This is a genomic window from Aeromonas simiae, assembly GCF_014892695.1.
GTDB classification, from domain to species: domain Bacteria; phylum Pseudomonadota; class Gammaproteobacteria; order Enterobacterales; family Aeromonadaceae; genus Aeromonas; species Aeromonas simiae.
Genome location: NZ_CP040449.1, coordinates 2,194,112 through 2,208,468 on the forward strand (window position 1 = coordinate 2,194,112; position 14,357 = coordinate 2,208,468).

The following is a 14,357-nucleotide window of genomic DNA, read 5'->3' on the forward strand; positions in this document are numbered from 1 at the left end:
ACCCGATCGGTTCAGGCTTCATCGACCTCAACCAGCACCTTAGCCAGCTCGATGGGCTCGACTTCTGCCCCCTCCAACTCGCTGTTCCAGTTCGGGCCGATCAGCACTTCATCTTCGTCCAGATCGTTGACCCACACGTCGAGGAACTCCTCCAGATCGATGGCATCCGGCTGGTAGTCCACCCACTCCTCGGCGCAGTGCAAGCGGGCATCCGCCTCATTGGACCACAGCGGCATCACGTCTGCGTCCTCAAACTCCGCCGACTGGCAAACGACCCAATCTTCACCGTAACGCAGCCCCCACAACTGGCCCGTTTCACGGACCTCTTCGATAAACAGTTGAAAATTGGCGTCAAGGTTGTCAGTTAGCTTGCTCATTGGGAGATCTCTCTTGCACAGTGCGCGGGCCCAGGATGGCCGCCTGGAGCAGATGGTCTCCCAAAACCCCTACCGACTCAAGGACAAGCGTCAAAAAGCGGCCATCATTCAGGTTTGATAGCGATCCACCAGTGCCGAGAGCTGACGCCCGCCCGCCTCCAATGCCGCCACCGCCTGCTCGGTCTGCTCGTTATGCTCCAGCGCCCGATGCGCGGCGCGGGCAATGGTCTCCATGTTGTGGTTGATCCCCGCCACCGACGCGACCTGCTGATCGGCGGCGCTGGCTATCTGGCCGTTCATACCCCCAATCTGGTCGATGAGGCTGGCCAGCTCGGCGATGACGCTCTCCATTTGTGCGACCGAGTGCGCCGCCGCATCGGAGAGCCCCTGCAACTGGCCGATCTGCGCCGTCACCTGATCGGTGCCGTGCTGCACGCTGGCTATCATGTTGCGAATTTCATCGGTCGATGCGTGAGTGCGATTGGCCAGGGTACGCACCTCGTCGGCCACCACAGCAAAACCGCGTCCCTGCTCCCCGGCCCGGGCCGCCTCGATGGCGGCGTTGAGCGCCAGCAAGTTGGTCTGCTCGGCCACCCCGCGGATCACCTCGAGCACCCCGTCTATCTTCTGGCTGTCCGCGCCGAGCTGCTCGACCGAGGCCACCGAGGCCCCCAACTGTTCGGCCAGCCGCTGTACCACCTCGGCCGAGCGCTGCATCAACGCCTCGCCGTCATGTACCATCGCCATTGCCTGAGAGGCCGAGCCCGCCGCCTCACGGGTATGTTCGCCTATCTCCTGGCAACTGGCGGCCACCTGCGACATGGCGCTCGCCACCCGTTCAGTGTCGGCCACCTGCTCGTTCGCCAGCCGGTGGTGGTTGTGAGCCACCTCGGCCAAGCGCTCGGCCGCGCCGTCATTGTCCCGGGCGATCCCCTGAACCTGCTGCACCAGGGTCACCATCTGATCGGCGAAGCGGTTGAAGTTACGCCCCAGCGCGGAGAGCTCGTCTCGCCCCCGCTCGTGCAACCGGGCGCGCAGATCCCCTTCACCACGAGCCAGCACTGCCAGGGCGCGGGAGGCCGCCTCCAGCGGCTGTACGATGGAGCGCCCTAGCCACCCTGAGAGCAGGGCCAGCAGGGTGAGGATCACCAAGCTAACACCGAGCAGGCGCAGCAGTACCTGCTGGTACTGCTGCTCCACATCATCCACATAAATGCCGGTGCCGATGATCCAGTCCCATGGCGCAAAACGCTTGACGAACGACACCTTGGCCACCGGCTGCGCCGAGCCGGGTTTGGGCCACTGATAGGCCACCTGCGCCCCCTGCGGGGCGTGGCGGGTCGCCTCGACAAAGGCAACGAACAGGTGCTTGCCATCCGGGTCGGCGATCGCGGTCAGATCCTTGCCGTCGAGCTCGGGCTTCATCGGGTGCATCACCATGAAGGGGCGGCTGTCGTTGATCCAGAAGTAGTCGTCATGGCCGTAGCGCAGGGCGGCGATGGCCTTGAGCGCCGCCTGTTTGGCCTGCGCCTCGGAGAGCGTCCCCTCGCTGACCTGCCGGGCGAAACCATCGACCAGGCTCCAGACCGTCTCCACCTGATGGCGGGTCTGCAACTGTTTCTCTTCGAGCAGGCTGCGGCGGTACTGCTCGGCCGCCACCAGGGTCAGCAGCAGCAGGGAAAGCAGAGCCAGCAGGGTGATCAACAGCAGGCGGTGGCGGATCGAAAGGCGGGTCAGCACGGTGAAATCCTCTTCATTCCTTGATGAGTGAGGATCACGCTAGGTGAAAAGAGGGGGAGCTGTCTATCCGACCTGGGTCGCAAATCCGTAATTTGGTGAGGTGCCTCACGCCCCCTTAAAAAATTCGGGGGCCGATGGCCCCCGCGTGCGGATCACCGCTCCCAGTACACCTCTTCCAGACTGTCTTCCTTCTCGGGCAGCCCCCGAGAAAGGCGCGGACTGCTCTGGGCCAGCACTTCGTAGCTCACCCGGTTGGCATACTTGCACACCTGAGCCAGGGAGGAGTAGGTGAGAAAATCGGCCATGTGCTTGGCCGAATTGGGTACGGCGCTGCGATGATAGGCGTTGGCCACCATGTCGTGCAGCAGGGCCGAGAGGGCGCCATCCCCCGCCCCGTTGGTGTTCTTGATCTTCTCAGGGCCCCCCATGTAAGGGGCAATGTGGGAGTAGATACGCAGTGGCTTGCGGCAGCGGCGGCGCATCATGGGGCGGCTGAACTCATACATGTTGAACTCGGGGATGACCCCAGGCAGCAGCGGCAAGGAGGTCTGGCGCTTGTGATCGTCATCGGTGTAAGCCGCCATGTAGAGCCCGACCGGCCCGGCGGTGCAGAGCACCATGTCGGCCCAGTCGAGCGCCTTGTCGGCGGCGGCCAGCGGATCGGCAAAACCGGTCAGGGCCTCCCCTTCCTCTTCGTTCATGGCCAGCACGGTGACGTTCTCGCTGATAAAATCGCGCCACCACTGGGGGTCGGACTCGATGACGAAGCGGGTGCCCAGGGTCAATACCACAGGGACTCCGGCTTCACGGGCATAACGCACCGCCGCCATGGCCGCCTCTTTCATCGGCGTACCATCTTCACCGCGCACCAGATAGGCGGTGATGACCAAGGCCGAGGCCTCCTTGATGATGGCTTCGGGGATGTGGGCCACGTCGAGGTGATCCATCTTGCCGGCGTTGATGCCAAAACTGCGCTCGCCCCCCTCGGTGATGAAGGTGAAGCAGCGACCGATGGGGCCGGCCACCGGTTGCAGATAGTCGAGGTTGACCCGCGACGAGGTGTTGCACAGATAACGGTAGGCATAGCTGCCGATGCGAATGTCCTGGCTCATGACCCCGAGCAGGATGGAGTGGGAGTCGGCCAGCACCGAATAGTTGTGCATGGTGTTGCCGATGGTACCGCCAGCAAACTCGCTCACCACCATGTCGTTGCTCTTGAGCTCGTCGTAGACTCGCTCAGCCACCTCGTCGGAGATGACCACAGAGTGGCCACAGCTCAGGCCATAACGCTCGAGAAAGGCCCGATCCACGTGCGCTTCGATGTCGACCAGGGTCTGATCGATACCGACCACGTAAGCCTTGCCCCGATCGGCGAGCGCCGCGTTTTGGGAGAGAAGGGGATCGCGGCGATCCACCGGAAAGTAGTGTTTGGACTTACGCTGACCGGGAAATTTCATGGCACTGATCTTTAGCTGAGGAGGAACGAAGGGGCCGCGATTCTACCACACCAGCGGAGGGCGAAAAGGCGCGGCACCCAAGATTCTTCCTAGTATATGTGCCCGGTCGGGAGGGGAAACGTTTGCCCTCCCCCAGCGGGATACCAGTCCCCTTAAAAGGCGTGGACGAGGGCGAGCAGCGACCCCAGCAACAAGGCGATGAAGGTGGCCATGATCCCGACCAGACGATAGGGGTTGGGGGCCTTGGGGATCTGAATACCGATGGCGTGGGAGAGGCGGCCCAGCAGCAGCAAGCCACCGATGAGATGCAGCCAAAGGGCGCCGGCCCCCACCAGCTCCAACCCGCCCATCAGCAGCAGCACCAGCGGCACATACTCGGCGAAATTGCCGTGGGCACGCACGGCGGCGCGCAGCTCGGGAGACTCCCCTTCGCCGAGCGAGACGCGAAACTTAAAGCGGCGCGAGATGACCCACACCGACAGCGCGAGAAACAGCAGGCCGAGCAGGCCAGCATAGAGCAGGGTTATATGCAGCATGACTTTCCTTCCTTAGGGTAATGCCGTGTGATCAGGCCAGCTCACGGCAGATGAGCGACACCATCATACGGATGTGGGCCGCCTCGTCATTGAGCGAGGGGATAAAGTGGAACGCCTCACCACCATGCTCGAGGAACAGCTCGCGATTCTGGCCGTCGATCTCCTCCAGCGTTTCCAGGCAATCAGCGGCAAAACCGGGGCAGATCACGTCGAGGCGCTTGACCCCCTGACCGGGCAGGCTCGCCACCGTCTCGTCGGTATAGGGCTTGAGCCACTCCTCCTTGCCAAAGCGAGACTGGAAGGTGAGGCTCCAACGCCCCTCTTCCAGACTGAGCGCGGCCGCCAGCAAAGAGGCGGTGTGACGACACTGATCGCCGTAAGGGTCCCCTTCGCGGGCATAACGCTCGGGAATACCGTGAAACGACATCAGCAGGTGATCGCCCTGGCCATGCCGCTCCCAGTGACGCCGCACGCTCTGGGTCAGCGCCTGGATGTACTCAGGGTGAGCGTGATAGTCACGGATGAGGCGCATCACCGGCAAATTGCGCTCGCGCTTCATCGCCTTGGCCCAGGCGTCGAACACGCTGGCCGTGGTACTCACCGAATATTGGGGATAGAGGGGTAAGATGATGACGCGATTGACCCCTTGCGCCTTGAGCTGCGCCCAGCCCTCGCTCATGGAGGGGCTGCCGTAGGTCATGGCCAAGGCCACCGGCACATCGACCCCTTCGCGCGTGAGCTCCTGCTCGAGCGCCGTGCGCTGGCGCACGCTGATGGCCATCAGGGGCGATCCTTCCGCCGTCCAGACCGTTTGGTAGAGCTTGGCTACCCGCGGTGAGCGGGTTGGCAGAATAATACCGTGGAGCAGCGGGCACCAGAGGGCGCGAGGCAAGTCGACCACCCTGGGGTCGTGCAGGAACTGGCCGAGAAACGCCTTGACGGCGGCCGTGGTCGGTGCCGCCGGCGTACCCAGATTGACGAGCAGAATGCCGGTTTTGGTTGTCACTGTGCCTCTCTGTGGTGGTGTAGCATCACCATAAAAATCGCCATAAAAAAAGGGCCCTAGTCGGGCCCTCTTTTTTAGCAGGTTTTAACCCAGCAGGGTAGCCAGTTGCTGACTTACTGCATCGACGCTCTGGGTGCCGTCGATCTTGTGGTACTGGGTGTGACCAGCCTCGGCCTCTTGCTTGTAAAAACCCACCAGCGGAGCGGTCTGGGTGTGGTAGACGTCGAGACGCTTGCGCACCGTGGTCTCTTCGTCGTCAGCGCGGATCACCAGATCCTCGCCAGTCACGTCATCTTTGCCTTCCACCTTGGGCGGGTTGAAGACCACGTGGTAGGTACGGCCCGAACCCGGGTGAACGCGGCGGCCACTCATGCGCTTGACGATCTCTTCGTCCGGCACGTCGAACTCGAGCACGAAGTCCACGCTCACACCAGCTTCCTTCATGGCCTCGGCCTGGGGAATGGTGCGCGGAAAACCGTCCAGCAGGAAACCGTTGGCGCAATCGGCCTGAGCGATACGCTCCTTGACCAGACCGATGATGATCTCGTCGGAGACCAGTTGACCCGCGTCCATCACCGCCTTGGCCTTGAGGCCCAGCTCGGTGCCCGCCTTGATCGCGGCACGCAGCATGTCGCCGGTGGAGATCTGCGGAATACCGTGTTTTTCCATGATGAACTGAGCCTGAGTACCCTTGCCGGCACCCGGTGCCCCGAGCAGAACAATGCGCATACACGCTCCTATTGATTGGTTATTCAAATCGTTGGCGGGGGAAAAATTACACGCTTTCCCCCGCTTCCACAAGCCAAAGCGGGACAACCGGCCATTTTGCCGCCAGTGCCGCCCGCTTGCAGGCCCCTTGTCCAGCCTGAGGTGGCAGGCATCCACTGCGTGAAAATGCAGCATAAATGCGAAGGCCCGCCGAAGCGGGCCTTCCGGGCATCACCCCAGCAGCAACCGGTTGATGCGAGCCACGAAACTGGCCGGGTCGGTCAGACCGCCCTGCTCTGCCAGCTGGGCCTGCTCGTGCAGCAGGGAGACCCACTCGCCGAACAGACTCTCGTCCTGGATACCGTCGAGCTTCTTGACCAACGGATGCTCAGGATTGAGCTCGAGGATATATTTCTGCTCCGGCACCGGCTGGCCGGCGGCGCGCATCAGCTTGATCATCTGGGTGCTCATGCCGTAGGCGTCGGTGACGATGCACGACGGCGAGTCGGTCAGGCGGTGGGTGACGCGCACCTCTTTGACCGCCTCACCTAAGCTCTTTTTCGCCCGCTCGATGAGGCCGGCGTTGGCCTTCTCGGAGGCCTCCTGGGCCTGCTTGTCGGCTTCGTCTTCCAGATCCCCGAGATCCAGCTCGCCACGGGTGACCGAGATGAGCTGCTTGCCGTCGAACTCGCTCAAGTGGCTCATCAGCCACTCGTCGACCCGCTCCCACATCAGCAGCACCTCGATGCCCTTCTTGCGGAAGATCTCCAGATGCGGGCTGTTCTTGGCGGCGGCGTAGGAGTCAGCGGTGATGTAGTAGATCTTCTGCTGACCTTCCTTCATGCGGCCAACATAGTCCTCCAGCGACACGTTCTGGGCCTCGCCGTCACCGGCCGTGCTGGCAAAGCGCAGCAGCTTGGCGATCTCTTCGCGGTTGGCGTAGTCCTCGGCCGGGCCTTCCTTGAGCACGTTGCCGAACTCTGTCCAGAACGTGGCGTATTTTTCGGCATCGTCCTTGGCCAGCTTCCCGAGCATGGTGAGCACCCGCTTGGTGCACGCCTTGCGCAGGGCCGCCGTGGTCTTGTTGTCTTGCAGGATTTCGCGGCTGACGTTGAGCGGCAGATCGCCCGAGTCCAGCACCCCTTTCACGAAGCGCAGGTAGGCCGGCATGAACTGCTCGGCGTCGTCCATGATGAAGACGCGCTGCACGTAGAGCTTGAGGCCGTGTTTCTGCTCGCGGTTGTAGAGATCAAACGGGGCGCGGGCCGGCACATAGAGCAGGCTGGTGTACTCCTGGGCCCCTTCCACCCGGTTGTGGCCCCACAACAGCGGGTCCTCAAAGTCGTGGGCGATGTGCTTGTAGAACTCCTGGTACTCCTCGTCCTTGATCTCTTTCGGGTTGCGGGTCCACAGGGCGGTCGCGCGGTTGACCTGCTCCCACTGGCCCGGAGTGCCGACGACGGTCTCGCCCTCCTCTTCCCGATCCGGGGTGCCCTCCTTGTACAGCTCAACCGGGATTGAGATGTGATCGGAGTACTTGCCCACCACGGAGCGCAGGCGCCAGTCGTCGAGGAACTCCTCTTCCTCGGCGCGCAGATGCAGGATCACATCGGTACCGCGGCTCTCCTTGGTCACATCGGCCACGGTGAACGAGCCTTCCCCAGCGGATTCCCACTGCACGGCGCGCTCAACCGGCTCGCCGGCGGCGCGGGAGACCACGGTCACCTTGTCGGCCACGATGAAGGCGGAGTAGAAACCGACCCCGAACTGACCGATCAGCTGGGAGTCCTTGCTCTGATCGCCAGAGAGGTTCTTGAAGAACTCGGCGGTGCCAGAGCGGGCGATGGTGCCCAGGTGCTCGATCACCTGGTCGCGACTCATCCCGATCCCGTTGTCGGAGATGGTCAGGGTGCGGGCCTCCTTGTCAACGATGAGACGAACGCGCAGCTGACCGTCATTCTCATACAAGGAAGGCTCGGAAAGCGCCTTGAAGCGCAGCTTGTCCGCCGCATCGGAGGCGTTGGAGATAAGCTCGCGCAGGAACACTTCTTTGTTGGAGTAGAGGCTGTGGGCCATCAGGCTCAGCAGCTGTTTCACTTCGGTCTGAAACCCGTGGGTTTCGGCATGAACGGCTTGGGTCATCGGCAATTCCTTGACGATTCAGGTTGAACGGATTCGACAAGGAAGATGGGGACAGGTGCCGAGGTTTCAAGGGGGAGGATGCAATTTTCCACGCGCCAAAGACCCGCAAGCCCCGCCAAAGGCAGGGCTTGCACACTCACACTGTCGCGTCAGCCAAGACTCAGATCAGGGGCTGGCGCCCCATCAGGGAGTGAGAGAGCGTGGTGCCATCCACCAGCTCCAACTCACCGCCCACCGGCACGCCGTGGGCGATACGGCTCACCTTGACCCCGGCAGCGCGGGCCATCTCGGCGATGTAGTAGGCGGTGGCATCCCCCTCAATCGTGGGGTTGGTGGCGAGGATCAGCTCCTCTATCTGCTCGGCGCGCAGCCGCTGCTCGAGGATCTCCAGCCCCAACTCTTGCGGGCCAATTCCGTCGAGCGGCGAGAGGTGACCCATCAGCACGAAGTAGCGGCCGCTGTAGTGACCGGTCTGCTCGATGGCCGCCACGTCGGCCGGGCTCTCCACCACACAGAGCAGGCCGTTTTCGGCGCGCTTGGGGCTAGCACACAGCTCGCACTGCTCATTTTCGGTGAAGGTGCGGCACTGGCTGCAATGGCCAATCTCGGTCAGCGCCCGGGTCAGGGTCTGGGCCAACCGCACGCCACGGCTGCGCTCGCGCTCGAGCAGTTGGAACGCCATCCGCTGGGCCGACTTGGGGCCCACGCCGGGCAACACTTGCAGGGCCTTGATCATCTCGTCAAGCAGGGGGCTGAATTTCATCGCGCTCTCAATCAGACAGGAACAGGGGCAGGACTATACCCAAAGGTGGGGGGCCTTGTCATGGGCTCCCTTCAGCCACAGGCCACCTCGGTCAACATGAGTTCTGGCCCGAAATAGTCGTCACAGAAGGCGTGAAACGCCGCGGCTGGCAACGGTTTGGCATAAAAATAGCCTTGCACCTCATCGACCCCGAGACGCAGCACCGCCCGCCACTCCTCGTACCGCTCCACCCCCTCGGCCACCACCTGTACCCCGAGTTGGTGGGAGAGATCGGTGATCATCCCGACAAACAGCGCCTGCCGCTCATCGCTGTCGATCGCCGTGATGAAGGAGCGGTCAATCTTGAGTTTGTCAAACGAGAGCGCACGCAGATAAGAGAGCGATGCCCAGCCGGTGCCAAAATCATCCAGAGCCACCCGCACGCCGATATGGTGCAGTCCACGCAGGATATGCTGGCTGCGCGGCAGATCATCGATGGCGATGCTCTCGGTCAGCTCCAGCACCAATTGCTGGCGTTGCAGCGGCCCTCCGGCCAGCGCCGCCTCGATCTGTTGCGGCAGACGATGGTGGAACATGGAGCCCGAGAGGTTGACCGACAATTCAAGGCGCGCCACCAATGCGCTGGGAAAGGTGGCGAGATCCCGTTGCAGTCGCCGGAAGATCCAGGCTCCGAGCCGTTGGCCGAGGCCATTTTCCTCTGCCAACTCGACGATATCGGGTGGCGCGATAAAGCCATATTCCGGGTGATGCCAGCGCAGCAGCGCCTCGGCCCCCAGCCGGGTCGCTTCATGCTCACAGACGATCGGCTGGTAATGAAGCGCCAACTGCTGCTCGTCCTCGCCCTCGAGCAGCTCACGCAGTTCGACCGAGAGTTGGCGGTTGCGCCGATAGTGCCGGTACATGGAAGAGGAGAACATCACATAGCGCGTCGCATCTTGCCGCTTGGCACTCTCGAGCGCGATGTCGGCAAACAGCAGCGTCTCCTCCGGTGAATTGAGCGAAGGAGCATACTGGCTCACCCCCATGAAGACATGCACCCGATGCGCCGGATCGGCCTCATAGGCTAGCTGGGTCAGCTCGGCGTGCAGCTTTTCGAGAAACGGAAAGCGCAGATAGGTGGGCATGCTGCCGATCATGACGATGGCAAACTCGTCGCTGCCGGTGCGGGCCACAAACAGTGCCGGGCCGCGCAAGGCATGCAGCCTGGCGGCCAAGGCGCGCAGCAGGGCATCTCCCACCTCATAACCCAGGCTGTCATTGACCTCGCGAAAGTGACCGAGATCGAACAGGCAGACGGTCATGCGGCGGCCACCACGCGCCACGTGGCGCCGCAAAAAATGCATCAGCGCCACCCGGTTGGGTAGCCGGGTCAGGCTGTCATTCCAGGCGAGAAAATGCTGACGCCGCACCTCAAGAAAGAGGGTCAGCAGCATCGCCATGGTCACCAGCAGCAACACACCGAGCACGACAAAGTTCTGCTCCCTGACCCGCTCCAGCGTCACGCGGGGGGTCACGACGGAGGGGCCGGTGAAATTCTGGATGGTCACCTTACGCACCACATCAAGATGCCGCTCCAGTTCGCGGGACAAGAGAGCCAGCGTTGGATCGGCCGGCATGGCGGCCACCACATCGGCTTCATGGCGTCGCAGCAAGGCCAGCAGATCGCTCACCGCCTTCCAAATGGGGAGCAGCTCCTCGCTCTGACCGCCGCCCTTGGCGTGCAGGAACACATCGAGCCGATTCCAGGCGATATCGAAGCGCCGCTGCAACGCCTGCGGCGAGCTTCCCCCCAGCCGGTAGAGTGCCAGCTCCCCCTGGAAGGCGCGCAGCTCTAGCTCCATCTGGGCAAGAGACCAGGCCGAGCGTTGGGTGTAGCGGGTCACGGCGTTGAAGGCCCGCTCATAGTTCCAGGCCGACCAGAGCGTCACCCCGAGAAAGGCCGCCACCATCAGCAGCAGGCCGAAAAATTTGCTGCGCGGCATCTTAATGACTCTCTAGATGGGTCAGTTGCCACACCATGCGGCTGTGATAGAGCTCCTTGTCGAGCTCGGGATGCGCCGAGAGAGGGTAGACAATCCACAGTGGCCCCTTGCTGCGCAGGGTCAAGGGTTGACCATCCTGGTGTGAGGCCAGCAGCACGGGGTACGTCAGTGCATCGTTGACCGGTACGGCCGCCCAGTAGTCGTTGACGGCGACGGCCTTTAAGGTCTCTCCTGGGAGGGAAAACCTCGCTATCAGATCCCGCAGTAACACCCCCCGGTAAACATGGGAGCCCTCGGTCCACGGCGTTTCGGTCTTGAGTTCATGCTGGGGCAAGGCCTCAAACTCGGCACGGGTCAGTTGCACCCTCCCGGCCCCTTGGCAGCACCCTGTACCACTTAGGGTCAAAAAAGCGTCTCCCGCCACCGCCACGGCACTCCATAGACCACTACACAGCATCAGCGCCTTCAACAAACGTTCGCCCATCCGCCCCTCCTTGTCGTGGTTTAAATAGGCTAACCTTTTGATTTTTTATACTTTTGAGTTCAAAAAAAGACCTGTTCAAGGGTAGACCAGCTATCAACATCGTGCACAGTAGCAAGGTACGCCTCAATACACGGCAAAAAAAAAGAGCCCCTAGGGGCTCTCTTCGTTCATCTTCGCCTTAGAACGGCATCTTGAAGCCGGGCGGCAGCTGCATACCACCGGTCAGCTCGGCCATCTTGCTTTTGTTCTGCTCTTCAACCCGGCGCACCGCGTCATTGAAAGCGGCAGCGATGAGATCTTCGAGCATCTCTTTGTCGTCTTCCATCAAGCTCTCGTCGATGGCGACGCGGCGCACACTGTGGCCACCGGTCATGGTGACCTTGACCATACCGGCACCGGATTCTCCGGTCACTTCCATCTCGGCCAGCTGCTCTTGCAGTTGCTGCATGCGCTCTTGCATCTGCTGGGCCTGCTTCATCAGGTTGCCGATTCCACCTTTACCAAACATAGTTCGTCTCTCATCTTGAACGGATACGGCCAAGGCCGCGGGGCTTGCCGGAGAATATGGGGACAGCAAGCGGTTTTTCAACCCGGGGACCGGTTGCCGGTCAACCCGGCATCATTCGACCAGCGGCTCGATGGAGTCGATATGCAATTCGGCTCCGAAGCGCTGGCGCATAAATTGGATATGGGGATCCCCCTGCAAATCCCGACTCGCCTGCTCGAGTGTCTGCATATAGAGGCGATGCTCCACCTCAAGCGGCGTCTCATGGCCTTCCACCACGCCCAGCACCACCTCCACCCTCACGCTCTCGCCAAGGGCTGGCCCAAGGTGTTCGGCCAGCGCCTGGCAGGCTTTCTCGCTCACCAGATGGCGCTGCTCCGGCTTGAGGGTGAGATGCAACACTCCCGGCTCCCGGCGCATGACCGAGTTGATGGCAAGCTGGCGCAGCCGCCCCCCCACCTGGGTGTGGGAGATAAGCTCGGCCCACTCGTCACCGCAGTGGGCCAGCAGGCTCGAGGGGATGAGGCGCTCACCAAAATCGCCCTGCTCCTCTTGCGCCTCTTCCAGCTCATCCCAGTCGATGGTGGCCCGCTCCGGCTGAGGGGCCTCCTCCAGCACCGGCTCGGCAGCCAAAGGCGCAACCTCGGCAGCAGGTGCGACCTCGGCGGCGGGCACCACCGCAGGCGCGGCGGGAACATCGTCCAGCGACCACGGCGGCAGATCGGTCGCTACCGGCGCAGCAGCGGGGGCCGCAGCCACCTCACTGACGGTGCTCGGCGGCCAGTCACGACTGGCCATGGCCGCTTCGTAGTCGCTCCAAGAGACGCCCTCCTCCTCTTCCTCCTCGAGCGGCACAAAGGCGGGATCGAGGCGGCGTGCGGGGCGGCTCGGCTCGGCGGCGACCGGCGCGGGTTTCGCCGGAGCCGGCGGTGTGCTCGGCATCTTGGCAGCAGCAGGCGCCGGCGCCTGCCGTGGTGACAGCTCACGGGTCGGTACCGCTGTGTCAGCGCGCAGGCGGCTGCGCAGCATATTCTTCTTACCAAGCAGCGCCAGAGCGCCCGATACCTGGGGCTCAGGGGCCGCGGCCGGCGCTACGGCCGGCTCGGGAAGCGGCATCGTCTCGGCGGCGGGCGCCTCGGCCGGCAGTGGCTCGGGAACTGACACCATCTCAGCTACGGGCTTGGCCGGCTCGGGAAGCAGTACACTGACCGGCACCGGCTCGATGGCCGGCGCTGCGGCACCGTAGCCCATCTGCTCGGCCTGAGCCACCAATTCGGCCTGCTCAGCAAAGAGCGCCTGCTCATCGGCCTGAGGCGCTACCTCGGGCTCAGGGGCGAGCTCCCCCTCCCGAGGCTTTCCCGGCACGGCGGCGACCACCGGCGCACTGTGGGGGGCAGCCATGCCAAGCGGCGCCATCGCCTGGGGCGCAGCGCTAAAACTGGCGGCCGGCAGAGCAACCCGACGCGGTGAAAACGCCAACATGCGCAGCACCGTCATCTCGAGCCCACTGCGGCCATCCGGCGCCCATTGCAGCTCCTTGCGACCATTGAGGGCAATCTGATAACACAGTTGCACCTCTTCCGGGCTCATGGTCTGGGCCAGCTGGCGCAGTTGTTCGGCATCGCCTCCCTCCTCCTGTACGCTGGAGGGGAGCAGCTGGGCCATGGCGATGCGGTGCAGCAGTGCCTCTAGCTCGGCGTGCAGTTGGTCAAAATCGGGGCCAAGCGTGGCCATCTCCTCAATCTTGGCGATGGCCGCCGGCGCATCCTGGCGCAGCACCGCTTCCAGCAGTTGATAGAGGTGGCGGTGATCCAGGGTGCCGAGCATGGCCAGCACGCTGTCGAGATGCACGCTGCCGTTGCCGTGGGCCAGCGCCTGATCGGTCAGGCTCAGGGCGTCGCGCATGCTGCCATCGGCCGCCTTGGCCAAGGCCAGCAGGGCACGCGGCTCGAACGGTTGCCCTTCCTGATCGAGCACCCATTCCAACTGCTTGGCGATCTGGGTCTGATCCAGGCTCTTCAAATGAAATTGCAGGCAACGCGACAGTATGGTGATGGGCAGCTTCTGCGGATCGGTGGTCGCCAGCAGAAACTTCACATAGGGGGGCGGCTCTTCCAGGGTTTTCAGCAGCGCATTGAAGCTGTGGCGCGACAGCATGTGTACCTCATCGATGAGGTAGACCTTGAAGCGACCACGGGCCGGGCGGTACTGCACGTTATCGAGCAGCTCGCGGGTGTCTTCCACCTTGGTGCGCGAGGCTGCATCGATCTCCAGCAGATCGACGAAGCTCCCCTGCTCTATCTCGCGGCAGGTGTCGCACACGCCGCACGGGTGGCTGCTCACCCCCTGCTCGCAGTTGAGGCTCTTGGCCAGGATGCGGGCTATGGTGGTCTTGCCGACCCCTCGGGTACCGCTTAGCAGATAGGCGTGGTGCAGCCGCCCCTGATCCAGGGCATTGGTGAGGGCCGTCAGCACATGCTGCTGGCCCACCACCTGCTCAAACGTACGGGGGCGCCACTTGCGGGCCAGAACCTGATAGCTCATCGCACTCCATCGGGGGGCTCATAGACAATGGGACGGATGCTAACACAAAGGGCGCAGCGGCAATACCTTGAAGGGGCGCGCAGCGGCGCGAATGGCGGGTTTTCGGGCACTCG

Annotated in this window: 12 protein-coding genes; all 12 read right to left on the bottom strand. The window is 63.0% G+C overall.

Annotation, left to right across the window (positions count from 1 at the left end):
• Positions 1–11: 11 nt before the first annotated feature.
• The 12 genes from FE240_RS10365 to dnaX all read right to left on the bottom strand — a co-directional run bounded on the left by FE240_RS10365 (position 12) and on the right by dnaX (position 14,244).
• Entirely contained in the window at positions 12–377 is a 366-nt protein-coding gene (locus FE240_RS10365) for a DUF2750 domain-containing protein (RefSeq protein ID WP_042044707.1), read from the bottom strand.
• Between the two features lie 108 nt (positions 378–485).
• Positions 486–2,117, bottom strand: coding sequence for a methyl-accepting chemotaxis protein (locus FE240_RS10370; RefSeq protein ID WP_193000734.1), 1,632 nt, complete (start codon positions 2,115–2,117; stop codon positions 486–488).
• A gap of 152 nt (positions 2,118–2,269) precedes the next feature.
• Positions 2,270–3,574: an inosine/guanosine kinase gene (locus FE240_RS10375; protein ID WP_193000736.1), complete on the bottom strand. Its 1,305-nt coding sequence runs from the start codon at positions 3,572–3,574 to the stop codon at positions 2,270–2,272.
• 152 nt (positions 3,575–3,726) lie between these two features.
• The gene (locus tag FE240_RS10380) at positions 3,727–4,110 is read right to left on the bottom strand and encodes an MAPEG family protein (RefSeq protein ID WP_193000738.1); all 384 of its coding nucleotides are present in this window, start codon (positions 4,108–4,110) and stop codon (positions 3,727–3,729) included.
• 31 nt (positions 4,111–4,141) lie between these two features.
• Positions 4,142–5,116 carry a ferrochelatase gene (gene hemH / locus FE240_RS10385; protein ID WP_193000740.1) on the bottom strand — a complete coding sequence of 325 codons (975 nt, stop codon included), beginning with the start codon at positions 5,114–5,116 and terminating at the stop codon, positions 4,142–4,144.
• An 84-nt stretch (positions 5,117–5,200) separates the two neighbouring features.
• A complete protein-coding gene (adk, locus tag FE240_RS10390; protein WP_193000742.1) occupies positions 5,201–5,845 on the bottom strand; it encodes an adenylate kinase in 645 nt (214 codons plus the stop codon).
• 210 nt (positions 5,846–6,055) lie between these two features.
• Positions 6,056–7,966, bottom strand: coding sequence for a molecular chaperone HtpG (htpG, locus tag FE240_RS10395; protein WP_193000744.1), 1,911 nt, complete (start codon positions 7,964–7,966; stop codon positions 6,056–6,058).
• A 160-nt stretch (positions 7,967–8,126) separates the two neighbouring features.
• Positions 8,127–8,729 carry a recombination mediator RecR gene (recR, locus tag FE240_RS10400; RefSeq protein WP_193000746.1) on the bottom strand — a complete coding sequence of 201 codons (603 nt, stop codon included), beginning with the start codon at positions 8,727–8,729 and terminating at the stop codon, positions 8,127–8,129.
• A 71-nt stretch (positions 8,730–8,800) separates the two neighbouring features.
• A complete protein-coding gene (locus FE240_RS10405) occupies positions 8,801–10,711 on the bottom strand; it encodes a putative bifunctional diguanylate cyclase/phosphodiesterase (protein WP_193000748.1) in 1,911 nt (636 codons plus the stop codon).
• 1 nt (position 10,712) lies between these two features.
• Positions 10,713–11,195: a molybdopterin-dependent oxidoreductase gene (locus tag FE240_RS10410; RefSeq protein ID WP_193000750.1), complete on the bottom strand. Its 483-nt coding sequence runs from the start codon at positions 11,193–11,195 to the stop codon at positions 10,713–10,715.
• Between the two features lie 178 nt (positions 11,196–11,373).
• A complete protein-coding gene (locus FE240_RS10415) occupies positions 11,374–11,703 on the bottom strand; it encodes a YbaB/EbfC family nucleoid-associated protein (RefSeq protein ID WP_193000752.1) in 330 nt (109 codons plus the stop codon).
• 111 nt (positions 11,704–11,814) lie between these two features.
• Entirely contained in the window at positions 11,815–14,244 is a 2,430-nt protein-coding gene (gene dnaX / locus FE240_RS10420) for a DNA polymerase III subunit gamma/tau (protein ID WP_193000754.1), read from the bottom strand.
• Between the last annotated feature and the right edge of the window lie 113 nt (positions 14,245–14,357).